This is a genomic window from Zhongshania sp. (assembly GCF_047636175.1).
Classification (GTDB): Bacteria; Pseudomonadota; Gammaproteobacteria; order Pseudomonadales; family Spongiibacteraceae; genus Spongiibacter.
In genome coordinates this window covers 1-23,281 of record NZ_JBLIKC010000025.1, presented here as the reverse complement: position 1 = coordinate 23,281, position 23,281 = coordinate 1, and the positions used below count along the sequence as shown (strand labels likewise).

Below are 23,281 nucleotides of genomic sequence, written 5' to 3'. Positions count from 1 at the left end.
GGGAGACCGCTTTATGACACAAAAAATAGGCACGTTATCCGGCGCTCAATTAAGCCAGTTACAAACCCGCGGTTTACGCTGGCTAAACGGCGACAAACTGGGACTAGCCCGCAGCGGAGGCGCGGGGCCCACCGATCACAAGGCACTCAGTTTTGAAGGTGAAACCGCCATGATCCCCCTATTTAATAGCCAGGTTTCCGACTCACCCTACAGCGCCCAATTAGACGAGAGCAGCGATCAGGTACTGATTTTTGATCAAGGCACGCTAATCGCCAAAGCCGTCGCACCGGGCACGCCTCGATTTTATGCACTCAGCACCGCCGACGGCGTGCCTTACTCACAGATAGCAACCTTGCACAGCAAGGACGTACTGGCCACAACGGTGTTGCAAACCTGTGTTCGCTATCGCAATCGAGACACGTCCTGTCAGTTCTGCGCTATTGAAGAATCTCTTGTCACCGGTAAAACCATCGCCCACAAGACACCGGCACAGCTGGCCGAGGTCGCCAAAGCAGCGGTTGAACTAGACGGCATAACGCAGATGATAATGACCACAGGCACACCCAAAACCAGTGACCGCGGCGCAGCGGTTCTGGTTGAGTCGATTTTGGCGGTAAAAGCCAGCGTCAACATCCCTATTCAAGCGCAATGTGAGCCGCCCGCAGATGACGTTTGGCTTTACCGTCTCAAAGAGGCGGGAACCGATGCCCTTGGTATGCACTTAGAGGCTGTTAGTGATCGGGTTCGCCAACGAATTATGCCGGGTAAAGCCAGCGTGCCACTTAGTCGCTATATGTCGGCATTCAAAACCGCAGTCAATATTTTTGGTCGTGGCAATGTGAGCACCTATATATTGGCCGGCTTAGGTGATACCGAAGACGAAATTATCGACATGGGTTTACGCCTTATTAACATGGGGGTCTATCCGTTTGTAGTTCCCTTTGTACCCGTAGCGGGTACGCCGCTACAAAATTACCCCATACCCGATGGCGCAATGCTCGATCGGATTTTTTTACAGCTCGGTCCCGCGCTTTCAGCAAGCGGCATACAGTCGGCAAATACCAAAGCCGGCTGCGCCAAATGCGGTGCCTGCTCCAGCTTGAAGAAATACGAAAGCCCATCAATGCCACAGCCGGATAACCAGCAAGTCATGGAGATCGCCCATGCCTAAAGAAATTATTTCTAGTCGCCGCCTGCACTACGCTTTTGATGAGCAAACCTTTAAAAGGTTTCGCGCAACGGAACTCAAGGTCAAACTCGCCACCAGCAATTGGGAGCGCCAACGCTATTTCACTCTGCGTGAACGGGTATTCATCGACGAGCAGCAGCTGCTCACCCGCGAGCAAGACGGCGATGATTTTAAAGCGACAGCCATCGTTGCGCTGGCCAGCAACTGTGGCATGAGTGACGACGTCATCGGCGCGGTGCGCATATTTCAAGTGAACGATGCCAGCTACCCCAATCTCTGGTTTGGTGGCCGGCTTTGTGTGGCTAAAGACTATCGCGGTCACCGCAATATCGGCAAAACACTAATAAACACCGCCGTCAGCAGAGCCAAACTCTTGGGTTGTACACATTTTCGCGCCTACGTGCAATTGCAGAATGTGAGCTATTTTGAAGGTCTGCACTGGCGACAAATCGACGAAAAAAATATTGCCGGCCGCCCACACAAATTGATGTACGCGGACTTGTCAGCCTACCCATTAACCTGTCTGCCGGCGCCGGAGATCAACGATCCAGAAAGGACAATGGCATGAGACCTTTAAACAGACGGCCTGCATTTACCATTGATCGCGCCATTGCCGATGTCGAACTTGCCGACTTAATCACTGCACTTCGCACCCTGCCTGAAATTCAAGCCAAACGCACTATTCGTTACGCCGCCGCACTGAGCCCGGCCGCAGACAATATGGTCGAACGCTACGCCCAACCCGGTGATGATTGCGCTGCCTTCGCCTCGGGCGATGGATACCAACTACTGGCAATGGAGGGCATGTTGCCTGAATTTGTTGCCGACGACCCAAAGGCCGCCGGATGGTCATCGGTGATGGTTAACGTCAGTGATATTGCCGCAATGGGTGGACGCGCCAACGCGATCGTCAACGCCTTCTGGCACTTTGACGACGAAGCCAGTAAAACCCTGCTGCATAATATAAAACGCGCCTGCGACGTCTTTGGGCTGCATTTCGCAGGCGGTCACAGCAGTATTAACACGGGCTATCGACCCGGCCTAGCCGTCGCCATTACCGGCTTTGCTCGGCGACTACTGTCCTGCCATCACCTCCGTCCAGGACAACGTCTATTCATTCTTAGCGATTTGAACGGCAACTGGCATGGCAACCAAGCCTACTGGGACTGTATTGGTGGTAAAAGCCCAGAACAAATTCGCCTGCAGTGGCAGCTACCCGCTGAGCTTGCCGAGCGCGGTTTAGCAACTGCCGCAAAAGATATTAGTAACGGCGGCATTCTAGGCACCTTAATCATGATGCTGGAACTCACCGGCTGCGGCGCGACTCTCGATCTAAGCGCCGTGCCTAGACCACGCGGTGATTTATTGCGCTGGCTAAAAACCTTCCAAAGTTTTGGCTTTTTGCTGGTCGCAGAGGCCAACCAGGTAACGCCTCTCATACAGTTCTTTCAACACAGCCACCTTAATTGCACACCCGTCGGCAGTATCAATGACAGCGCTGTCATCGAACTCGACTACGGAGGCAGCCGGGCTACTTTTTGGGATCTCAATTCCGAAAAACTCACCAATATGGGAGCTGAACTATGCCCGCCGTCAATTTCATAGTGAGCTGGCCAGATGGAGAGCAAGGACAATATTACTCACCCTCAACAATCATCCACCAACATCTCAGTGCTGGCAGCAGCTACAGCCAGCAAGATTTTTCTAGCCGCTGTAAGCGAACCATGCATCAGGCATCAGAGCGCGTCCGACAGCGCTATGGGTTTTCATGCAGCGCCTCATCTGCCGAACTAGAAAAATTACTACAGAAATTAAATTCGCTTAAAGAACGCGACATTCAGGGTGAGGTTTCAGTACTTAGCCTTAGCTAGAAACAGCCTACGTTATCATTTCCTATTCACAGGATTTTATCATGAGCACCACAAGCACAAACCATTACAGCAGCATTATTATCGGCGCAGGTCAGGCCGGACTAGCGACAAGTTACTGGCTCAGCAAGCAAAATATTGATCATCTCATACTGGAGAAGTCCGATTGCATCGCGCCCAATTGGCGTAGCCAACGCTGGGATAGTTTTTGCTTAGTAACGCCAAACTGGCAGTGCCAATTACCCGGCATGCCCTATAGCGGCAATGATCCCGATGGCTTTATGGTGAAAGATGACGTCATAGCGTATTTAGAAAACTACTATCGTTACACCCGCGCGCCGGTCTTCTTTAATAGTCCAGTAAACCGGCTAGAAAAAAACGGCGGTCGCTATTTTATCGAAACGCCGACTCGCCAGTTCATCGCCGACCACGTGGTGATTGCCTGTGGCAGCTACCATCTGCCAAATATACTCCCTGCCGCTACCGCTATGCCCGACCACATAGAGCATATTCACTCAAGCAACTATAAGAATTCAGAGCAACTACCAGCGGGTGAAATAATGGTAGTGGGCACCGGCCAATCGGGCTGCCAAATCGCCGAGGATCTACATTTAAAAGACCGTAAAGTTCACTTGTGTGTTGGCACCGCACCACGAGTGAATCGCCGCTATCGTGGCAAAGACGTGGTGAACTGGCTAGATGCTATGAATTACTACGAAACCACCATAGACAAGCATCCAGAAGGTGACAATGCACCCAACGCCACCAACCACTACGTGACCGGCCGTGACGGTGGTCGAGATATTAATCTACGGATCTTTGCCGAACAGGGAATGCAGCTTTACGGACGACTAAAGCGCTGCGATGCCGCGGTACTGCAGTTCCACAATGACCTAGCAACAAACCTGAACTATGCAGACGCCGTTGCAAAACGTATTCGTGACAGTATTGAACGCCATATTCAGGAAAATAGTATTGAAGCACCTGCTGACGACAATATTGACAGTGACTTCCTACCCTATCACTGCGAGCAACTCGACCTAAACCAAAGCAAAATAACTGCCGTGGTGTGGGCGACTGGCTTTTCTTCTGACTACAGCTGGCTAAAATTACCCGTGTTTAAAGACAATGGTCAACCGATTCAAAGCCGCGGTATTAGCCCAGAGCCCGGCCTATACTTTGTCGGTTTAAACTGGATGAACACATGGGGTTCTGGCCGCTTCTATCATGTTGGCCGAGACGCGGAACATATTTGCAACGCCATAGCTGCAAGCCTTCAACAATACAAAACCGGATAAGGGGGAAATTAAATCCTCAAATTCGGTAAGAGAAGCTAAAAGTCGCACCTAATAAACAGCAAAAATCATGGGCCTTCGTCGGTGCGCATAATTCACCCTAACAGCACGAATCATTACAGTGTTGCCAAAAGGCTGAAAGCAGTTAATGCTTACAGCCCACGCTAGTATTCTAATATTCAACTGAGCATACCCGGCAAGGGCTTTCACAAACGTAAGGGTCTATCGGGGAGCTTGGCAATATAGTGGTCAGTCACTTTCTACATCGCTTAGTCATTTGAACAGTAGAGTACTTCCCATTGACACATTGGCGCGCTACTTACCTCATTGAAAATTCTAAAAAACGCGATATGATCAGCGGAAAGGAATGTTTGGCAGAAATCATGGTATTAATCTTCGTTTTCGGGCACTCGCAAATAGCGAAGCCGCCATCTCATTGAATCTCCTTATATTTTTAAATCCATGCTAAAGCCCCAATTTTGATAAGGGGGCCAAAGTGATATGTGGCGCAAGTCGTCTGAATAAAACTGTTAATTGAATAATCAACAATTAAAAGGGTTAGAGTGAATGTTTTTTGATCAATTTGAGAAAGCGACGCATTTATTACTTCAGATCTAACCTCCATTATCCTAACGAGTAAAATAATATGACTGTATACATTCTTTCTAGACTAACTATTACTGACCGCACTGAATACGATAAATATGAGAGTCAATTTGAGGAGATCTTCTCAAAATTTGACGGTAAATTGTTAAGTGTCGATGAAGACCCGTTAGTTATTGCTGGTGAGTGGGAAGCTACTCGCTCGGTGCTTATTGAGTTTCCCTCAAAAGAGTCTGCCTTCGCTTGGATGCAATCTGACGCTTATCAAGCAATTTCAAAGCACCGTAATGCGGGTAGTCGATTAAGCTCGATAATGGTTAAGGCGTTGGAAGATTGATCAATTAAAGGGTTAACGCCCTTTGATCTGAAATGGTGGTTTCGGGGTTTAATCTCGAATAAAGCTTGTTGCCTTTGAGCGGCTCTGCACCGGAAAGATAAAAGCTGGAAGCGCCCTGAGGGTCGAGATCCCACAATAGAGTTTGACAGTTGTCCTTGCTTGCAAGGCATGCAACGTTCACTGCTGCCGCTGTTTTGCCAACTCCGCCATTGGGGCTATAGAACGCAATAATCCTCATTGCTGCCCTGTTAATGTATTGATTCCAATGAATTAAGACTTACAGGATAACCGGCGCTTGGTCCTGCCTGATGACACTTTTATGACCCAGCCTGATCACGTACCGACACAGATCAGCTTGGCACGCAGAAAAAACCGGATCTTGGACGGGTATAAATATGTCATAAAGGGGTGAACCACAAAATTAAAACGGTCGTATAAGTTAGCGTTAATCTGCCAGACCAAAGAATTCGATTTAGGAGAGTGCTCATGAAATACCAAGCCCCAGCAAATGATCTTCGTTTTTTGTTGTTTGATGTACTGGGCGTAGACCGGCTTCATGAGCTGGAAAAATACGCCGATGCCACACCGGATCTAATTTCCGCTGTTATTGAAGAAGCTGGAAAACTGGCGGCTGAAGTGATTCAGCCGACCAATCAAGTCGGTGACCGCGAAGGCTGCCATTACGACCCCGAAACCCACGCTGTGACAACGCCTGACGCGTTTAAACCGGCTTATAAAAAGTTTGTGGAAGGTGGCTGGACTGCACTGGATGCGCCGGTGGAGTTTGGCGGGCAGGGGTTACCCCATACGCTTAAGTTTGTGGTGGACGAAATGGTCTGCTCCACCAACCTGTCTTTGGGCATGTACCCGGGGCTGACCCATGGTGCTATCAGCGCACTGTACGCCCACGGTTCCGATGAGCTCAAACAAACCTACCTGGAAAAGCTGGTGTCTGGCGAGTGGACGGGCACCATGTGCCTGACCGAACCCCAGTGTGGTACCGATTTGGGTCTGATTCGCACCCGTGCCACGCCCAACTCAGATGGCAGCTACGCCATTGAGGGCACCAAAATCTGGATTACCGGCGGTGAACACGATCTGACCGACAACATTGTGCATCTGGTACTGGCAAAGCTGCCCGGCGCGCCGGACACCACAAAAGGCATTTCGCTGTTTGTGGTTCCCAAGGTTCTGCCTGAGTCTGGTGAGCGCAATCCGGCGTTCTGTGGTGGCCTGGAACACAAAATGGGCATTAAAGGCTCCGCGACCTGCGTTATGAATTTTGAGGGTGCCAAAGGCTGGCTGGTGGGTGAGCCCAACGACGGCATGCGTTCGATGTTTACGATGATGAATGAAGCACGCCTGATGGTGGGCATGCAGGGCCTTGGACTGGCAGAGATGGCTTATCAGGAAAGCCTCGGATTTGCCCGCGAACGTCTGCAGGGCCGTTCCATGAGCGGCGCGAAGAACCCGGATGGCCCGGCCGACCCGATTATTGTGCACCCGGACGTTCGCCGCATGCTGATGCGTCAGAAAGTTCTGAACGAAGGCATGCGTGCCATGGCCCTGTTTGCCGGCCACCAGCTTGATCTCTCGGTTGCCCATCCGGACGAGGCGGTACGTGAATCCGCCGATGATCTGGTGCAACTGCTCACTCCGGTGGTGAAGGCATTTTTGACTGACGAAGGCTCCAACAATACGAACATCGGCCTGCAAGTTCTGGGCGGTTCTGGCTTTACTACCGACTGGCCGCTGGAACAACTGGTTCGCGATGGCCGTATTGCGCGCATTTATGAAGGTACAAATGGCATACAGGCGCTGGATTTAGTGGGCCGAAAACTAAGTCTGAAAGGCGGGCGGCTTGTGAGCACCTTGTTTGATGTACTTACCAGCTACCTGAAGGACAACCCGGAAGCACCCCATCGCGATGAGCTGAAAGGTGCTGTAAGCTCGCTGGAAAAAGCCACTCTTTGGCTGGTAACCAACGCGCCAAAAGATCCAGAGCAGGCAGGTGCTGCGGCCACGCCGTACCTGCGCCTGATGGCTCTGACGGTTATTGGCTATATGTGGTCACGCATGGCTAACGTTGCCAGCCAGCAGATTGCAGCCGGGGCGGGCAACAAGCCGCTGCTGGAAAGTAAGCTGGTGTCTGCCCGCTTCTACTTTGAAAAGCTGCTGCCGGAAATTCACTGGTTGCTAAGCGATATCGAAAGCGGCAAGGGCAGTCTGATGGATATGGGAGACGATCACTGGGCGGCGTGAGCCTCTAAATCCGGATGTTTTGAATCAAGCCACGCACTGCGTGGCTTTTTTGGTTTGGGGGCTTAGTCTGCTGGATTGAAAATTGGCGCCGGAGCAATCCACCAAAACCTAAAGGCGACTATATGATCACTGACTTCAGATTTAGTGATTGGCAGGCATGTCCATTCTGCAAATGAATTTCCCGCACAGCTGCCAAGCCGCTAGACTCTGATGGCATTATTATTGGTAAAAATGTGCCTAACAAGTGCATGTTGTCGGACAAATTACAGTTGGCTGGCTCCGCTACATATTTTAGCCAACTACAACTTGCTCCTTAACAGGGCGTTAGATGCCAAGGCTAGTTATATGAGAATCGGAGAGCTTGCTGGAGAAGCTACGGTATCGGTCGAAACCGTTCGGTATTACCAGCGTAGGGGCTTATTGGATATTCCAGAGCGTCCATATGGCGAAAATCGTATTTATGTTTCTGAACATCTGGACAGGCTTCGCTTTATTAAACGAGCCCAAGCTTTAGGGTTTTCGCTTTCTGAAGTTGAATCACTGCTTAGCCTTTCTGCCTCCAATTGTGCTGAAGCGGAGCAATTAGCGAATCGTAAGCTCATGTTGGTTAATGAAAAATTAGCTGACCTTTCTCGAATCCAGTCGGTATTAAAGCGAGCTGTTGCAGGTTGCCGGTCAACCCAACCTTATGAGGGATGCCCAATCATCGAAAGTTTAATTGATCCCAAGGCTTGAAGCCGTACCTAGGTACGGACTCTATACTGACCCGGTCTAATACCTGAGGTCAGCCTTAAGCGAATATGAAAAACTCTCTAGATTCAATCGGTGGAATTGGAAGTGTAATTTCAGCCGTATCCGCCGCAGCGCCCTGCTGCCTCCCATTCTTAGCATCAGTCGCGGGCGCTGTTGGTCTTAACTCACTTTTGCCATATTCGGGATACATCATTTATTACGTACAGGCGTTTGCTGTTATTGCTGCTGTCGGTGCATTCTTATCGTTCAGAAAACACCATAGAGCTATACCTTTAACGCTAACAATCATAAGTGTCCTGGCACTCATTTACGCTTATAACGTATCACTGGTCGCGTGGCTTTTGTACGCTGGTTTAGGTGGTCTGGTTGTTGCCGCCATTTGGAATACCATTGAGTTAAAAAGGTGCAATCAATGCCAAACACCAGCGTAGTGCTTCAATCCACAATTCAGTGTCCTCACTGTGGCCATGCTCAAACCGAAACAATGCCAAGGGATGCCTGCCAGTATTTCTATGATTGCGAGAACTGTAAGAAAGTACTTAAACCAAACGCCGGAGATTGCTGTGTGTTTTGTAGTTTTGGCACTGTAAAATGTCCTCCAATACAAGAAGGCGAGTGTTGTGGCTTATGACATCTAATCGGGTAGCCGACGGTCTCTAACCCTCAGCCCCCACAACACCCTGCATGCGGATCCTCACACGGTTTTTCACTGAGAATGGTGAAGATTGATCCAACTATTGCGCAATTCATAAAGCCCCTGAGATTTTAATCGGGCATTGGATAATCCCTGATTAATCCCCGGTGTTTTAGAGCTGCGCCACGCGCCTTTACTGGTAATGCGGCACGCAACTGCGGCTTGTACGTGGACGCCTCGACTCATCAGGTTTCTAACTTTGGTTCGTGGCTTTCGCCACAGTCGCCAATATGCCATCTGGACTTCCCAGCCTTTACTAGACATGGGCTGATTCCAAATTTTGTTAATTCAGTATTATGCGGACATTTGACCGTTTGCTTATCACCAGACTAGGACATGCGGTATGAAAGGCCCCTGTGTCACAATAGCGGTCAGTCGCTGTTTTCCTACGGTAGACTACCATCGACCCGTAGCGGACTTCATTCGTTGGGTAACCGGCTAGACTTGGTTCGCTTTTCACTCAGATTATGCATATCCCTAAATGGATAGTGCAATAAGCGTGGAAAGCTTGCAGATTACTAGCAGCTCGCCTCACTTCGGTCAAAAATGAAGTGACGATTAAGTTACTGAGCCGTATCTGATATATTGGCTCAAAATTTACAACAATTGCCGCCCAAGCATACGGAAAAAAGTAAACGCGAGGGATAGGAGGCGTGATATGGCAAACGGTAAAGTCTTAAGGCAATTGATTAGAGCCGGTAGCAGCGGTGATTCTGAGGCGTTTCGTCGCGCCTCGGAGTCGGTAATCAAAGATGAGCGTCAAAAACAGCACCATTTATTGGCAAATGACCTTGAGCAGATTTTGTACGGCGAGCATTTAAAATCTACGAAAGCTACCGGGCGCACGCAACTACCAGAGCCACCCGTCGATAAAGAGCGTGGGCTGCCACTCTTGGATATTAGGCAGGCCCAACGCCCACTGGAAGAAATGATACTGCCAGAACCGAGCCTGACAGCCATTGAAGAGCTACTGGAAGAGCATCGTCGAGCTGACGTGCTGCGAAGCTTTGGTATGAAACCCACAGGTAAAGCTCTTTTTTATGGGCCTCCAGGATGTGGGAAGACGCTTGCGGCGGAAGTGATTGCATTTGAATTGGAGTTACCACTGGCCATTGTGCGTTTAGACGCCCTGGTTTCTTCATTCTTAGGTGAAACAGCGGCTAATTTACGTAAAGTTTTTGACTTTATTGCCGAGCACCCAACAGTGGCGTTGTTTGACGAGTTTGATGCGATTGGTAAAGAGCGTTCGGACTCAGGCGAGCACGGAGAACTGCGGCGCGTAGTGAATGCAGTTTTGCAAATGATGGACGCATACCAGGGTAAGAGTCTGATTTTGGCTGCCACCAATCACGAAGTGATATTGGACAGCGCTATCTGGCGTAGATTTGATGAAACTGTCGGCTTTCATTTACCTGATACCATGCAAATCCAGCAAATCCTTTCACTTAAATTGCGCGGCGTTCGCCGTCAATTTGAGCTGGATGAAAGTGTAGTGCTTTCGCTATTTAATAATCGTAGCGGTGCCGATATAGAGCGAATTGTGCGCCGAGCCGTTAAAAAAATGATCCTGCGCAGCCAGGAATTCCTAACTGTCAAAGACTTAAAGCTTGCTATATCACGCGAAAAATAACAATTAAGGGTTAATCATGGATGATTTCGAACACATCAGTATTGAACGAGCACCCTTTGAAAATGACCGGAGAACGCGAATATTCAAGATCCCCCGTAACCCTCGAGGCGATCTTCGGGGGCATAGCCAACACCTATTGGGTAGCTTAGATCGCTCACTTCAAAATGCCCGAGAGCAAGAGACATCCCGCCCTGGTAACTTTGTTTTTAAGATTCGCTATACTGGCTTACTGGACATTGCCCACCTGCATAAACATGGTATTGAGTTCGTCAGTCAAGAGGATAAGCAGCTTTGCGTAGTTTTTGCCGATGAAGCAGGTCTCGCTAAATTTTCTGATCATCTTCAGAGGCTGGGAATTGACGACGCGGAATTAACTTATAAGCAAATACTGGAAGCCCTAGACGGTATTGATAACTGGTCTGTTGAAGACCGTACCAGTTGGGCTATAAATAAATACGGCCTACCTCAATCGGAGCAATTCATTTTAGATGTGGAATTATGGCCGGTCGGTGTTGCACATCACCCTGAACGATTGGTTATTTGCGAAGCATTCGAGCGATGGCTGACCGAAACCAAAATTCATCGGTTGGATAAAATCAACCTTGACAGCTTGCTGATGTACCGTGTGAAAGTAAATGTAAACCAAGCCACCATGTTATTAAGCCATGGTGATGTAAGACTGGTGGATTTATCCCCAGCAACTGGTATTCATTACAGTCAGCTAAATTGCGATATTGATGAGTTACCAGGTAATATTTCACGCCCGCCGGTTCACGCCGCACGAATATGTATTCTCGACAGTGGAATTGCTGGTAACCATCCGTTAATTGCTCCAGCCATGGCTGAGAGTGTCGACTTTATCGGGGGGGATGGTAGTGACTTGAACGGGCACGGTACCGCTGTTGCCGGGATAGCGCTCTATGGTGATTTAGAATCCTGCAAAGCGAGTAATTTCTGGCGGCCAGAATTGCTATTGTTCAACGGGCGAGTTTTAAATGAGAATGCAGAATTCGACGTAAACGTGATAGAAAGGACTTTGGTAGAAGCTGTCACGTACTTTGTTGAAGAGCACCATTGCCGTATATTTAATTTATCATTGGGAAATTCCAATGCGCCATACGATGGGAAGCATGTCCGGGGTATTGCCTATGTGCTCGACAAGCTTGCCCGCGATTTAAATGTTTTATTAATTGTTTCTACGGGCAATTTTAACGGTTCGAACAATCCCGATGTGCCAAAAAACAGCTGGAGAGATGAATATCCTGAGTACCTTCTAGCTGAGCAGAGTGTACTCATTGATCCAGCGCCAGCTTTGAATGCAATAACCGTTGGGAGCTTGGCGAGACATAATGCTACTTTTAATACACAAAGATATCCAGAGGTTACGCAGCTGGCGCCAGCGAACGAAAATCAGCCTTCTCCTTTTACACGTCACGGCCCATCGGTGAAAGGGGCGATAAAACCTGAGCTTACCGCCACAGGTGGCAACTTGGCATCGCCCATGCGGACAGGACGAGAGTATGATCCCGTAATGAGGGGCATGGGCGTGTTGTCCTGCAATAGTCAATTCGTTGGAAATACGTTATTTAGTGAAATGAGCGGGACTAGTTTTTCGGCTCCCTACATCACTCATTTGGCCGGACGATTATTGAACAATTATCCTCGCGCGTCAGCTAACCTACTTAGAGCCCTTTTGATTAACCACGCGAATTTGCCTAGCGAAGTTGAAACGAGCTTTTCTGACGAAATAAAGGAAGCTTATAAAGCGGCTTGCAGCCGCGATGCAAGTCGAGATGTTGCTGGTTACGGGGTAGTGGATGAAAACGAGTTGTTTCGCTCTTCTGAATACGTAGTAGGGTTAATGGCAGAAGACAGAATTGAAAATAACGCGCATCATTTTTTTGAACTACCATTACCCCTTGAATTTTTACGAACTCAACGTGCTGCTAGAGAGATCCGAGTGACACTCACTCATTGTCCGGCTGTTCGCACCACTAGGCTCGATTATGTTGCTACTAAGATGCATTTTCGGTTGGTAAAAGGTACGTCGTTGGAGTCGGTACAACGACATTTCAATCACGACACCCAAGACGAGACGGATACTCGTAACGACGACGCTACCGGAAATAGGGATGTCACCGCAGAGCTGAGAAGCAAAGGAACTGTCCAGTCATCCACCTGGCGAATGAAACAACGGAGCCCTAAAGAAAAATGGTTTGTAGTTGTTACCCGTCAAGATAAAGATTGGGGCGAAGCGTTGAGCTTCGAGCAAGAAGAGTATGCGTTGGTGGTTACAGTGACGGATCGCGAGAATGAACACGCCCAGTTGTATACGCAGATTTCACAGCAGATTGAGCTCCAAATCCAGTCGCGTGCTCGAGCCATTTAGCGTTTTTAACGCAACAAAAGAGCCCGTTTTCTGCCTTAAATTTTTAATATCCGCGTAAGGAATCTCGAAAGAATAGTCAACCAAGCCCTCTATTTTGTGAGTGTCCGTCCGCTTTTTACCAAGAGCAGGACATGCGGTATGAAAAGCCAGTACGAAAGGCTCTTGTGTCACATTAGCGGTCAGTCGCTGTTTCCGCGTCGTCGAGACAATTGAACAAGAGAGTACGTTCCATTAACACATTGGCGAATTACTTAACTCATTGAAATTTCGAAAAAACGCGATATGATCAAGGGAAAGGGATGTTTGGCAGAAATAAAGGGAATTAGTCTTCGTTTGTCCGGCTCTCGCAATTGCGAGGTGGTCAACCTAATGAATTCCCTTAAATTTTTTCATCAACAATGAAGTTCCCCCTTTGATAAGGGGGCCAAAGTGATATAAGGCGCGAGTCGTCATAATAAACTGTTAGGCAATCATCAAGTTAAGGTGATAAATGTCACTTCGAAAGAAGAAAGCTGAGATAAAGCGATTGATAGGTTCTTTTGAGCGCGAAGCAGACAAATTTCACGATTTGACGTTCAGTCTATTCTATGTGGAAGATGAAGGACCTATCGATAACAGGAAGTTCAAGTCTCCAAACCATACAATAATGCTGTGGCAGTATTATGGAAAAATTGATCCTCACGGTGGTGCTGAGAAATTCGTTGAGAATCTAAAAAGTAGTGATCTTCAGTGGGGTTTAAGAGGAGCTAAGTTATCAGCATTTGCTGTGATTGAAGGTGATAGTTGTACTCTCTTTTGTCGCATGGCAAAACGCGCTGGTAGTTTGTTTAACGAAAAGGAATCCTCTGTCTTAAAGAGTCGCGTGGTTTCTGAAATACAGAATTCCGAAATAGATGGGATTTCTAAACCAGCTGCCGTTGCTAATGATAACTCGATGGCTGTTTGGCTAAGCTATCTTCTCTATTACATTTCTAAAGTCAGTCCAGGAAAAGATAAATTAGAGAGAATCGATCCCGATCCTTTTTCTCTTTCGCTATTAGCCTTAGAGGCTTTATTCGAAATTCCAAGAATAGAAAAGGTAGATAAATCGATGAGTCGAGTCGATGAGTTAGATTTCAAAGTGGCTTTGTCGTTTCCGGGAGAGAAGCGTAGCTATGTTTCAAATGTTGTTAGCTCGCTAAAAGAAAGCTTAGGTAAAGACCAAATTTTCTACGATTTTGATTATCAGTCACAGTTGGCTAGACCTGACTTAGATACAATATTGCAGAATATTTATAGAAATAATTGCGATTTGGTCGTTGTATTCTTGTGTAAAGAGTATTCGGAGAAAGAATGGTGCGGTTTAGAGTGGCGTGCTGTAAGGGATATCATCAAGGCTAAGGAGGGTGAGCGAGTAATGTTTGTTCGATTTGATGACGCTCAAATAGACGGTGTATTCTCAATAGATGGTTACATTGATGCCAACCATTTCACGGAAGTCGAGGTTTCTACGTTTATTTTGGAACGCATTGAGCTCGTTAGTGGTGCAAATGCCTAACAAAGCGCTGCTAGGGACAAGATCATTATCTATTGTTTACCGTCCGCTTATTACCAGACTATGACATGCGGTATGAAAGGCTGTTGCGTCACAATAGCGGTCAGTCACTGTTTTCGCGTCGGCGAGACAAGTGAACAAGAGAGTGCGTCCCATTAACACATTGGGGAATCACTTAACCCATTGAAATTTATAAAAAATAAGATATGATCAATAGAAAGTAATGCTCAGCAGAAATAAAGGGAACTAGTCTTCGTTTGACCAACGCTCGCTAATAGCGAGGTCGCTACTCCATTGAATTTTATGGAATTTTTCAATCAATGTTGAAGTCCACTTCTTGATAAGGGGGCCGCGAGTCTCTATAACTAACTGTTATGTGCTCTCCTAGGAATCGATATGAGTTTTAAGTCTTGGCGAAGCTATTCGAACTTTAAACATAAAGTGGATACAAAGCAGCGTTTTATCTTAGATGAGGAGTCTGTAGAGTTTCTAAATTCTATAGTGAATACCTGTCAAGAGCGTGAGCATACAATTAAAAAGGATTCTATTGTTTGGCGTGCTCAGAACGGACACTCATGGAAGCCATATTGCCAGCATGACCCTGATACAGGGGAAGATATTCATTTAGATGATTTTCCATGTCCTTTCCCTCCAAATCGTATGAAGCCATTATCGGATAGTGCAGCAGAAGGAAGAGCTAACTCAAAGGGAATCCCGCATCTATATATTGCTACAGATAAAGAAACCGCCATGGCGGAAGTTCGTCCTTGGTTAGGGACGATCTTAACAGTGGCTCATTTGAAAATAACCAGAGATCTTAAGATTCTTGATTTCTCAGTAGAGCACGGTAACGACAACTTTAAATTAAAGTTCATTTTCGAAGAGCCATCTTATGAGGAAATTATAAAATCCGTCTGGTCTGATATAGATAATGCGTTTTCTAAACCTACAAAAGCTTCTGACTTAAAATCAGAATACGCGCCAACACAAATAATATCAGAGTTCATTAGGTCTAAAGAATATGATGGAATAGCTTATAAAAGTTCTTTGGCTGAAGGTCACAATATATGCCTTTTTGACCTTGATTTAGCAGAAATTGTTAAATGTGATATATTTGAATTAACTGCATTAAAGTTCGACTTTAAACAAGTAGAAGAACATTAAGAGTGAGAGCATTATAAATGCACATAATAAGCAAAGGCAGCATCGCCCTGCGGGTTGGATGCGCTATCGCGCGCCGCTGCTTTGGGCATTATGTCCTTGTGACTAAGCTCACGCAAGGGCTTGACTAGGTAATCTATGAGCTTATGTAAGGAGATCGACATGTCTGAAGAAAAAAGTAATATCACGATTAATCTAAAATTAAGTCAAGACGACCTTCGTGAATTAAACGAATTAACAGACCAACTTGATGGTGGTGAAAACATCGAGAACGAAGAAGATACTTTTGCGGACAAAGGTTTACGTCGTAAGCGGTATCGTATTACTTGTGAGGCGAGAGATGCGAATGGAAATGTGGTTTCATGGGTAGAAAAAGCATATGGAAGCGCATTAGCTTTGGCTGTCGGGGCAGTTGCCTGCCAAGTTAAAGTAGGTAATCCAAATTGCTCAGCAGATAAACTCTAGTTTTCCTATCAAGAGCATAACAAGTCATTTAAGGGGAGCCGCTAAGGCGAGCCCCTTAATTTCGGCGTTATGAGTGAATTCAAAAAAGAGGCATTGCGTGAAGAAAGAAGAAAGCTACATTAACTTGTACAAAAAAATAGATGCCACATCAAAGACTCGGTTTAACGCATCTAGACGTCTAAGGCTCCACTCAAAATTCACAACATTTACAGTTGTTATAATATCCTTGGGTTTAATTCTTGTGTCTCTAATGCAAGCTTTTAGCCTCGGCAATAATATTGAAAGCAAGCTTGTCGGCCTTATGCAGGTTTTTTCGGCTGTCGCTGTATTAGTGTACTCCCTTCTGACGGACAAAAATGATTACTCAAATCTATCAGAAAAAATGTACTCCTGTGCGTCACAACTTGGGGAGTTAAAGCAGAAATTATACCCTGCTCTTGATGGGGAGCATGATCAAGAAAAGTATGATTCATACCGAGACGGCTATCATGAAGTCTTAAAACTCTATGAAACTCACGCTATTAATGATTTTAGGGGGGATTATTTTCGCGCAAAACTAGAAATGCCTGAAAATTATGTGATCAAAGGGAAAGACTGGTGGGTGGCTAAAGCAGAAATATACTTTCTTCATATACTTGATTTTATATCTTATCCAGTAGTTTTAGGTGCTTTGGGATGGTTTATATGTTGGGTATGGTTTGGTACTGCACCAACCTCATAACAAGGCCAGTAACAGCGACAGCTTTTCCGTCGCTTGTTTTGTGACGAAAAATACTGCCACAAAAGAAACAACTACAAAGCTGCGCGTTCTGGCGGCGTTATGCATTAGGGCCACCCAATAACTCCTCACACATACGAGATTGAATAAGATGGCGACAAAGAAAACTCATCATGTTGTAAAAAACCCCTCGGGTGGCTGGAGCGTCAAAAAGGGAGGGGCTTCAAAAGCGTCTGGCACTTATAAGACTCAAAAAGATGCTGTTTCCTCTGCCGATACGATAAGTAAAAACCAAGGCACCCGGGTTGTTGTGCATGGCAAAGATGGCCGTATCAAAAAGGGCTAAAAACACATGACTGACTATTCAAAGAATGTTTTTGTGAACTGTCCCTTTGATGAAGATTATCGACAGCTTTTAGTGTCTATTCTGTTTACTGTGAAATACCTAGGATTTATACCCCGCTTAACTCTTGAAACTGCGGATTCAAGTAATACACGTCTAGCAACGATCGTGGATCTTATCGCCGTATCAAAATTTGGCATTCATGATTTATCAAGAATTTCAGTAACCCGAGAAGGTGAACCAGCTCGAATGAATATGCCATTCGAGCTGAGGTTAGATTACGGTTGTAAGCAATATAAAGGTGGTAATGCTGATAACAATAAGATTCTGGTTCTAGAAAAAGATCGGTATCGTTATCAAGCCGCTTTATCAGACTTGTCCGGTTCAGACATTAAAAGTCATAATGATGAACCGATTAAAATGACAAAAGCTATTCGTGATTGGTTTGTTACTGAGGAGTTAGGAACAGGCCCAAGCCACAAGAAAATTTGGTATGCATTTAATGATTTTTCTGCTGACCTTGAAGAAAAACTTTTAGAAGAAGGGCATACACACGAAGACTTTGAAGATGTCCCTATACCCGAGGTTATGACATATATGGACCGTTGGTTTGCATATGCATAACAAGGCGCTGCTACGAAAAATTTACTCGCTAGCGTTCCTAAATTTCCGCAGAGCGCGGCGTTATGTGTAAATAATGATGGAATTCAATCAAGTACTTTACCTATTGATTATTGGAGTCTGTATAGCGATTCCTCTCTCAAAGGTATACAAATTGATCAATAAAAAGTGTCCTGAATGCGGCGGTAATTTATCTCTAGATAAAGTTAAAGATCCGGTGGGCTTTAATGCCACAAAAAAAATTGCGGTTTCTTTCTATCGAGGGCCAAGAAAATATACTAAAGGCTTGGTTTGCAATAATCGCAGTCACAAAGTCAAAGTACAACACTGGGGTACTTAGTTTTGTGTACTGTCCAACTTCAACACATAACAAGTAGCACCAACGGACTCCGTAATATTGGCACCTTTTGCGCAAAGAAACGCAGAAAAGTTGCCAATATCACTACGCCGTTGTGCTAGGCGTTAAGGTCTTAGATAAGCATACGACTTTCATCAAAATACGTATTTTTGACCGTCCGCTTATTACCAGAAGGCGACGGCCATCGCTTGTTGCATATGATCTTTCCGCTATGGACAAGACCCGGGAGTTCGCACTAGAGGTGATTTCGCCCGCCCGCAATACGGGCGTGTCGCAAACGGCAAAAATAGCCAATATCAGCTAAACAAAAACACCCAGAGTCACTAGTTAGGCTCTGGGTAATTTATGTATTAGATAGCCTAATCTTTCTTAATTATTTCCTCTATTGCAAGACATACCCGGTGGGTACTTTGCTCAAGAAAATCCGGTATTTCTGACATCAGATTCACCTCGATCCTAGGCTACTCCTATTCATCGCCCCAGCGCCGCCGAGCATAGATAAGAAAGCCGTAAAACAATGGGGTCGTTAACAGCCAAGATATTTGGCTTTGCAGCTGAACGCTTCGACCACTAACTTCAAACAATACTGGATTAAACCACGGGCCGGTTGGAACCAGTGGTGCCCAAGACATGGGGTATCCCATCGCCAATTGCTCGTGGTAGATGAAGAGCTCAACAAACAAATTTTGGCCAATGTAGATAAAGAGTAAAAGGAAAAAGGCATCCCAGCGCCACCGCTCAAATATTGTGTTACTGCGACCAAGTATCAGCCAAACAAGTAATAGTCCGCCCATACAGACCGCAGAGGCATCGGCGAGTGAATTTAATATCCAATTGATATGCTGAGGTATGGCGGCATTCATAACATCAGGTCGCCGTGCGTTTACCTCTAATCCATCCCATAATCCGTAGGTAAACCAAATTTCCCAGCCTGCCGCACACAACACAAAGGCGGCTATAAACCCGAAAAACAACCATTTGGGCAGTTTTCCCATTACATACGCTAGCGTTAGTAGAGCGCTGGGAATAATCGACGCGCCATACACCACGAGAATCGTAGTCCATTGGCCCTGTGTAAGTGCGGAACTAAACTCTGGCATAAAAATACTCCTTACTCGAATGCATAGCGCAAATTGAGCGCATATTGAGGCTCATCTGGATTGTTGGCCGTTACGTAATTACCTGGCAATAGGGGTACGTCAAGCACCAGTAATTTTTCTTGCTCGCCGGTAATGTTCCTAGCGCTTGCCATAACGCTCCAGCTGCCATCGGTAGCGACAACGCCTAGGCGAAAATTGAATTTAGTGGTTGCTTCTTGCCGTGCCTGAGGATCAATGTCCGCATCAACCCAGTGTTCGCCCTGATATAGCGTGTCGAGGGCGATAACCATACCGATATCGCCTGAGTCACTTAGGGGGAAACGAATGGTGGGTGTCAGGCTCGCTGACATTTCTGGCGCAAAGACTAATGACTCTCCGCTTAAATCTTGTCGAGACTCACCCGAGCTTGCTTGTGCGGGGCCGTTAACGTAGCTGACATAGTATGCATCGCTATAGCCCAGACTCCCTGCAATGGTGAGCCATTCCCATGATGGTAGCCATGTAGCGTCCACCTCAAACCCCTGAGTCCTTGCTGAGCCGGCATTCAGGAAGAAAAAGGTAGCACCGTTAAATACGCGGACTTGAAGGTTCTGAAAGTCATTGAGGTAGATTGCGCCATTTATGCCAAAACTTCCGTCGAGTAGTTTTGCCTTGAACCCAGCTTCGTAGGCTTGCCCCTCTTCAGGCTCGTACTCCAATGATTCGTTGTTAAACGCGAGCGCAGCGAAGCCGCCACCCTTAAAACCCTCAGTAAAGCTAGTGTAGATATTGAGGTCGTCGCTCCAATCGTAGGCAAAAGCGATTTTTGGTGAGAGTTCGTTTTCTTCGCGTACCCGGTTTTCGTCGTAGTCACTTTGCTCTAACAGCGGCGCTGTAACGCTTGTTCCTTGTTGCCCGCTGACACCAAAGGCAGTGGAGCTGATTTGCCCCTCCTTTCTATTTTCGCCGTAACGAATCCCCAAGGTCATATTCAGGCGATCGGTAAAATGCCATACACCTTGCATAAAAATCGCAAAGCCTTCATCCGTTTGGCGAGTGAAATTGTCAATGATTTCGGTATCGAAGCCCGGAGGAAATACGCCTGGGGTTCCGTTATTTGCTATCGAGGCAAGTAAATCGAATACGTCATCAGCAAAAATGCCGAGTTGACCTGTTGGGCCTACACCGCCGCCGGCTTCGAACAATGACTGTACACCGTTCATATTGATGCTAAATCTACCCGTTACATCGCTTTTAGTCGCGAATACGTAGCCACCGCTTATGATATCTATACCCTCTCCCCAGCCGAAGGGTGCAGGGGTTGATCCTGACCAGCGCAACTCTAGCGTTTCCTGTTTATAGGTTTCGGGCAAGATTGAGTTCAGTCGGATAAGCGGAATTGGCGAAAAATCGATATCATCTGAAAACGGCGTACTAATTTCTGACCACGCGGCGATGACCTCAAATTGGTTGTCCTTAACTCCCCAGCTTTCTGCATCTGGAGACCAGCTCAGTTTGATGGACATCGAGTCTGCGTCGCGCTCTTTAAATCCTCGCTCGTCTAGCGATCCACGCTCATTAAAGGGTATAGAGTCAAATTGAGGGTCGTGCTCAAGATACTCTTCCTCTGCATCTGGCGTGGCCTTTAGGATTTCAAGATTTGAACCTCGGCCTTCACTTCTTGCGGCCCAAGCATTGATATAGACATCTAATGTTTCTGCTGCATGAAATGCTAACTTTATTCTGCCCGCCAAATAGTCGTTACTTGGCATCTTATTTGTAGCGGTATTGAAAATATGGCGGTCTTGCGAGCGTGATTTAAATGACAAGCGTGAGGACAAACGATCTGCTAGTAAAGGGATTGATATGCCGCCCTCGACCAGTTTGTCGTTAGACGACGCATAGACTGTCGTTAAATAGCCCCGCAATTCGTCGCCGGCGGGCTCAGTCGAAAAATTCATAACACCAGCAATTGTGTTCTTACCAAACAGTGTTCCTTGTGGCCCCCGGAGAACTTCTAATCGCTGTAGATCAAAAACCGCATCATTGGCATAGGTCATTCGACCGTAATACACATCATCAATAACTAAGCCTACCGATGGTTCCAGTGCGCGGCCGAAGGGTGGGGTGCCGAATCCACGAATGGTAATGGTGGGTGTCAGATCATCGAAATTAACTTTAACGTTGGGCACGTACTGCACCACATCTTGGATATCAATGAGTCCTGCGTCTTTAATAAACTCGCCATCGATAACAGATACTGAGACCGGCACATCTTGTAGGGACTGCTCTCTCTTTTGCGCCGTGACGATAATTTCTTCTAGTACTCGGTCAGCCATTGCACCATGACTAATTATAAGTGGCGTGATTCCTGCCAATATATATAAAGACTTTAGTTTTTTTATTTTTATTTTTATCTTTATTTTTATTTTTGTTTTAATCATTACTTATCCTTTATTAACGCGAGGAGTGTAAATCAATAAGTAAAGAAATGGAATTTAATACGTTAAATCAGTGGCATGTACTTCCCAGAGTTTACTAGACGCTTTCTTACTTCTCGGATTTTAATACGCGCCTTTTAAAAAAACTACGCTGATGCACTCGCGCCATTAAGCATGCAGCTTTATAGGTAACGCGGAACAGCTGACAAACGAGGCTAATAGAGGGCAAATAACGAAACACGTCAATCGGATTGACTCATTTTTGACCGTCCGCTTTTTACTAAAATTTGCCTTTTCACTAAAATGGCATCTGACGCTCTTTCGGATTGATTTTGAATACCTCAACCCGACTTTTAGTCAAAAAAAACATCTCTTCGATATATTCAGAGATGCTTTTTTGTACTTTTTGTAGAAGGCTTAGAATATACCTCTCCACTTTTTAAACCTTGCCTACTTCGGCTTTTATTATCAAAGCTTAAGGATAAAAAACAGAAAAGAAAAAAACGGCGTGGCCAACGCCAACACTCTGCGTCGCCCACGCTATTTTTAGTATCAGCCCTTTTTAGGAGCGCCAGACTCACCAGGCCAGCGCGATCCGCCAATGGTGTCGGCAAACGGCTGGAAGCCTTCAGGATCTAAAGGCCCTTCTAGCGTTATCCGGCGATCTAGAAATGTTGGTGTCCACAAATGTGCTTCAGGCTCGCTGCGTACTGGCAGTTTACTTGCCACAGGATCCCAAGGGCTGTCATTTAGGGTCAGCTTGCCGCTTAGTTTTTCTACATAGGCGGTGCCATATTTACTGTAAACTCGCACAACACGTGGGGGGAAATCGTAGTCGTTCGAGGTCATATCAACCCCGCGCAAGCACTTAATCCACCACTCATTGGTTTCAAACTCAGGCGGAATTTCACCCGGTCCAGTAACCTGACCCGTGTATTCTAGAAAGGTGTGACCACGGTGAGTGACGCTAGCGCTAACGCTGTCCATCAAGCGGTAGTACTTGGTTTCACCATAGTATTTAGGCTGTCCCCAACGCTCATGACTGCCGTATATTGCGGCTTCTTGGTCAATCGCAATAGAGAGTGTGTACTCGCCTTCAATACCGTTGTAGTTGGCGTCTACATTCACTACACAGCCATACTCTGGCTCATTGAGCACCGGAAAGTTATAGATGGTTAAAGTGACTTTTGGCGTTTTGCCCGGTGTAATCCCAGGCGGTAGTAAAGCCGCAATACAGGCAGGATCAGTGAGGTAGCTTATTTTCAGCATCGGCCAATTCAGGATATCTCCGGGTACACCTGCTGGCTTAGTGGCATTTGTCATTACTATCTCCTCGTTATCATTAACGTATGGGGTTTACTATTTTTTAATTTTATTTTTCACGCTGTTGCGCTAAGCAACATAGAACTGTTGGAACCATTTACGATATTTTGAAATTGGGCCGTCGCCATCGCACAGCGTTGGATTGTCTAGATAAACCTTGTTTTCCCAGATGGGAATGTCTTGCTGAACTTGGTGCACTATTTCATCGCGGAAGGCGT

24 protein-coding genes are annotated in these 23,281 nt (G+C 46.5%); 18 read left to right on the top strand and 6 right to left on the bottom strand.

All coding sequences use genetic code 11. The annotated features are described in order from the left end of the window. Positions 1 to 13 precede the first annotated feature (13 nt). From ACI955_RS14110 to ACI955_RS14085, 6 genes are all read left to right on the top strand, one after another. Entirely contained in the window at positions 14 to 1,171 is a 1,158-nt protein-coding gene (locus ACI955_RS14110) for an MSMEG_0568 family radical SAM protein (RefSeq protein ID WP_415244385.1), read from the top strand. Next, positions 1,164 to 1,757, top strand: a complete 594-nt coding sequence (locus tag ACI955_RS14105) for an MSMEG_0567/Sll0786 family nitrogen starvation N-acetyltransferase (RefSeq protein WP_415244384.1) — start codon at positions 1,164 to 1,166, stop codon at positions 1,755 to 1,757. The genes ACI955_RS14110 and ACI955_RS14105 overlap by 8 nt, the downstream gene beginning before the upstream one ends. Next, positions 1,754 to 2,794: a sll0787 family AIR synthase-like protein gene (locus tag ACI955_RS14100; RefSeq protein ID WP_415244383.1), complete on the top strand. Its 1,041-nt coding sequence runs from the start codon at positions 1,754 to 1,756 to the stop codon at positions 2,792 to 2,794. Before ACI955_RS14105 ends, ACI955_RS14100 begins: the two co-directional genes overlap by 4 nt. Beyond that, positions 2,773 to 3,060 carry an MSMEG_0570 family nitrogen starvation response protein gene (locus ACI955_RS14095; protein WP_415244382.1) on the top strand — a complete coding sequence of 96 codons (288 nt, stop codon included), beginning with the start codon at positions 2,773 to 2,775 and terminating at the stop codon, positions 3,058 to 3,060. The genes ACI955_RS14100 and ACI955_RS14095 overlap by 22 nt, the downstream gene beginning before the upstream one ends. Before the next feature lie 41 nt (positions 3,061 to 3,101). Then, positions 3,102 to 4,355 carry an MSMEG_0569 family flavin-dependent oxidoreductase gene (locus tag ACI955_RS14090; protein ID WP_415244381.1) on the top strand — a complete coding sequence of 418 codons (1,254 nt, stop codon included), beginning with the start codon at positions 3,102 to 3,104 and terminating at the stop codon, positions 4,353 to 4,355. 643 nt (positions 4,356 to 4,998) lie between these two features. Then, the gene (locus ACI955_RS14085; protein WP_415244380.1) at positions 4,999 to 5,292 is read left to right on the top strand and encodes a DUF1330 domain-containing protein; all 294 of its coding nucleotides are present in this window, start codon (positions 4,999 to 5,001) and stop codon (positions 5,290 to 5,292) included. 4 nt (positions 5,293 to 5,296) lie between these two features. Here ACI955_RS14085 and ACI955_RS14080 read toward each other — a convergent pair whose 3' ends face one another. Continuing rightward, entirely contained in the window at positions 5,297 to 5,530 is a 234-nt protein-coding gene (locus ACI955_RS14080; RefSeq protein ID WP_415244379.1) for a ParA family protein, read from the bottom strand. Positions 5,531 to 5,778: 248 nt separating this feature from the next. Between ACI955_RS14080 and ACI955_RS14075 the strand changes: the two genes are divergently transcribed. The 4 genes from ACI955_RS14075 (at position 5,779) to ACI955_RS14060 (ending at position 8,938) form a co-directional block, all read left to right on the top strand. Beyond that, positions 5,779 to 7,554, top strand: coding sequence for an acyl-CoA dehydrogenase C-terminal domain-containing protein (locus ACI955_RS14075; RefSeq protein WP_415244378.1), 1,776 nt, complete (start codon positions 5,779 to 5,781; stop codon positions 7,552 to 7,554). A 345-nt stretch (positions 7,555 to 7,899) separates the two neighbouring features. Continuing rightward, the gene (locus ACI955_RS14070) at positions 7,900 to 8,289 is read left to right on the top strand and encodes a MerR family transcriptional regulator (RefSeq protein WP_415244377.1); all 390 of its coding nucleotides are present in this window, start codon (positions 7,900 to 7,902) and stop codon (positions 8,287 to 8,289) included. Positions 8,290 to 8,354: 65 nt separating this feature from the next. Next, positions 8,355 to 8,738 carry a MerC family mercury resistance protein gene (locus ACI955_RS14065; RefSeq protein WP_415244376.1) on the top strand — a complete coding sequence of 128 codons (384 nt, stop codon included), beginning with the start codon at positions 8,355 to 8,357 and terminating at the stop codon, positions 8,736 to 8,738. After that, complete coding sequence (locus ACI955_RS14060; RefSeq protein ID WP_415244375.1) at positions 8,720 to 8,938, top strand: GDCCVxC domain-containing (seleno)protein; 219 nt, start codon at positions 8,720 to 8,722, stop codon at positions 8,936 to 8,938. The genes ACI955_RS14065 and ACI955_RS14060 overlap by 19 nt, the downstream gene beginning before the upstream one ends. Before the next feature lie 75 nt (positions 8,939 to 9,013). Here the strand turns inward: ACI955_RS14060 and ACI955_RS14055 are convergent, their stop codons facing one another. Further along, positions 9,014 to 9,265, bottom strand: a complete 252-nt coding sequence (locus tag ACI955_RS14055; RefSeq protein WP_415244374.1) for a hypothetical protein — start codon at positions 9,263 to 9,265, stop codon at positions 9,014 to 9,016. A 394-nt stretch (positions 9,266 to 9,659) separates the two neighbouring features. On the opposite strand from ACI955_RS14055, the gene ACI955_RS14050 reads away from it, so the two are divergent. From ACI955_RS14050 to ACI955_RS14015, 8 genes are all read left to right on the top strand, one after another. Next, the gene (locus ACI955_RS14050; protein ID WP_415244373.1) at positions 9,660 to 10,631 is read left to right on the top strand and encodes an AAA family ATPase; all 972 of its coding nucleotides are present in this window, start codon (positions 9,660 to 9,662) and stop codon (positions 10,629 to 10,631) included. Between the two features lie 16 nt (positions 10,632 to 10,647). Next, positions 10,648 to 13,020 (top strand): S8 family peptidase, encoded by a 2,373-nt coding sequence (locus ACI955_RS14045; RefSeq protein WP_415244372.1) that lies wholly within the window; start codon positions 10,648 to 10,650, stop codon positions 13,018 to 13,020. A 490-nt stretch (positions 13,021 to 13,510) separates the two neighbouring features. Continuing rightward, entirely contained in the window at positions 13,511 to 14,557 is a 1,047-nt protein-coding gene (locus tag ACI955_RS14040) for a TIR domain-containing protein (RefSeq protein WP_415244371.1), read from the top strand. Between the two features lie 393 nt (positions 14,558 to 14,950). After that, positions 14,951 to 15,718: an RES family NAD+ phosphorylase gene (locus ACI955_RS14035; protein ID WP_415244370.1), complete on the top strand. Its 768-nt coding sequence runs from the start codon at positions 14,951 to 14,953 to the stop codon at positions 15,716 to 15,718. A gap of 159 nt (positions 15,719 to 15,877) precedes the next feature. After that, a complete protein-coding gene (locus ACI955_RS14030; protein ID WP_415244369.1) occupies positions 15,878 to 16,180 on the top strand; it encodes a hypothetical protein in 303 nt (100 codons plus the stop codon). Positions 16,181 to 16,277: 97 nt separating this feature from the next. Further along, positions 16,278 to 16,901 carry an SLATT domain-containing protein gene (locus ACI955_RS14025; protein ID WP_415244368.1) on the top strand — a complete coding sequence of 208 codons (624 nt, stop codon included), beginning with the start codon at positions 16,278 to 16,280 and terminating at the stop codon, positions 16,899 to 16,901. Between the two features lie 148 nt (positions 16,902 to 17,049). Then, entirely contained in the window at positions 17,050 to 17,244 is a 195-nt protein-coding gene (locus ACI955_RS14020; RefSeq protein ID WP_415244367.1) for a DUF2188 domain-containing protein, read from the top strand. Between the two features lie 6 nt (positions 17,245 to 17,250). Then, entirely contained in the window at positions 17,251 to 17,865 is a 615-nt protein-coding gene (locus tag ACI955_RS14015) for a hypothetical protein (RefSeq protein WP_415244366.1), read from the top strand. An 822-nt stretch (positions 17,866 to 18,687) separates the two neighbouring features. On the opposite strand, the gene ACI955_RS14010 is transcribed toward ACI955_RS14015, so the two are convergent. The 4 genes from ACI955_RS14010 to ACI955_RS13995 all read right to left on the bottom strand — a co-directional run bounded on the left by ACI955_RS14010 (position 18,688) and on the right by ACI955_RS13995 (position 23,264). Then, on the bottom strand, positions 18,688 to 19,320 hold the full coding sequence (locus ACI955_RS14010; RefSeq protein ID WP_415244365.1) for a hypothetical protein: 633 nt from the start codon (positions 19,318 to 19,320) through the stop codon (positions 18,688 to 18,690). An 11-nt stretch (positions 19,321 to 19,331) separates the two neighbouring features. Next, positions 19,332 to 21,743 (bottom strand): TonB-dependent receptor, encoded by a 2,412-nt coding sequence (locus ACI955_RS14005; RefSeq protein ID WP_415244364.1) that lies wholly within the window; start codon positions 21,741 to 21,743, stop codon positions 19,332 to 19,334. A gap of 549 nt (positions 21,744 to 22,292) precedes the next feature. Continuing rightward, positions 22,293 to 23,063, bottom strand: a complete 771-nt coding sequence (locus tag ACI955_RS14000; protein WP_415244363.1) for an acetoacetate decarboxylase family protein — start codon at positions 23,061 to 23,063, stop codon at positions 22,293 to 22,295. A gap of 69 nt (positions 23,064 to 23,132) precedes the next feature. Continuing rightward, positions 23,133 to 23,264, bottom strand: a complete 132-nt coding sequence (locus tag ACI955_RS13995; RefSeq protein WP_415244415.1) for a hypothetical protein — start codon at positions 23,262 to 23,264, stop codon at positions 23,133 to 23,135. Positions 23,265 to 23,281 lie beyond the last annotated feature (17 nt).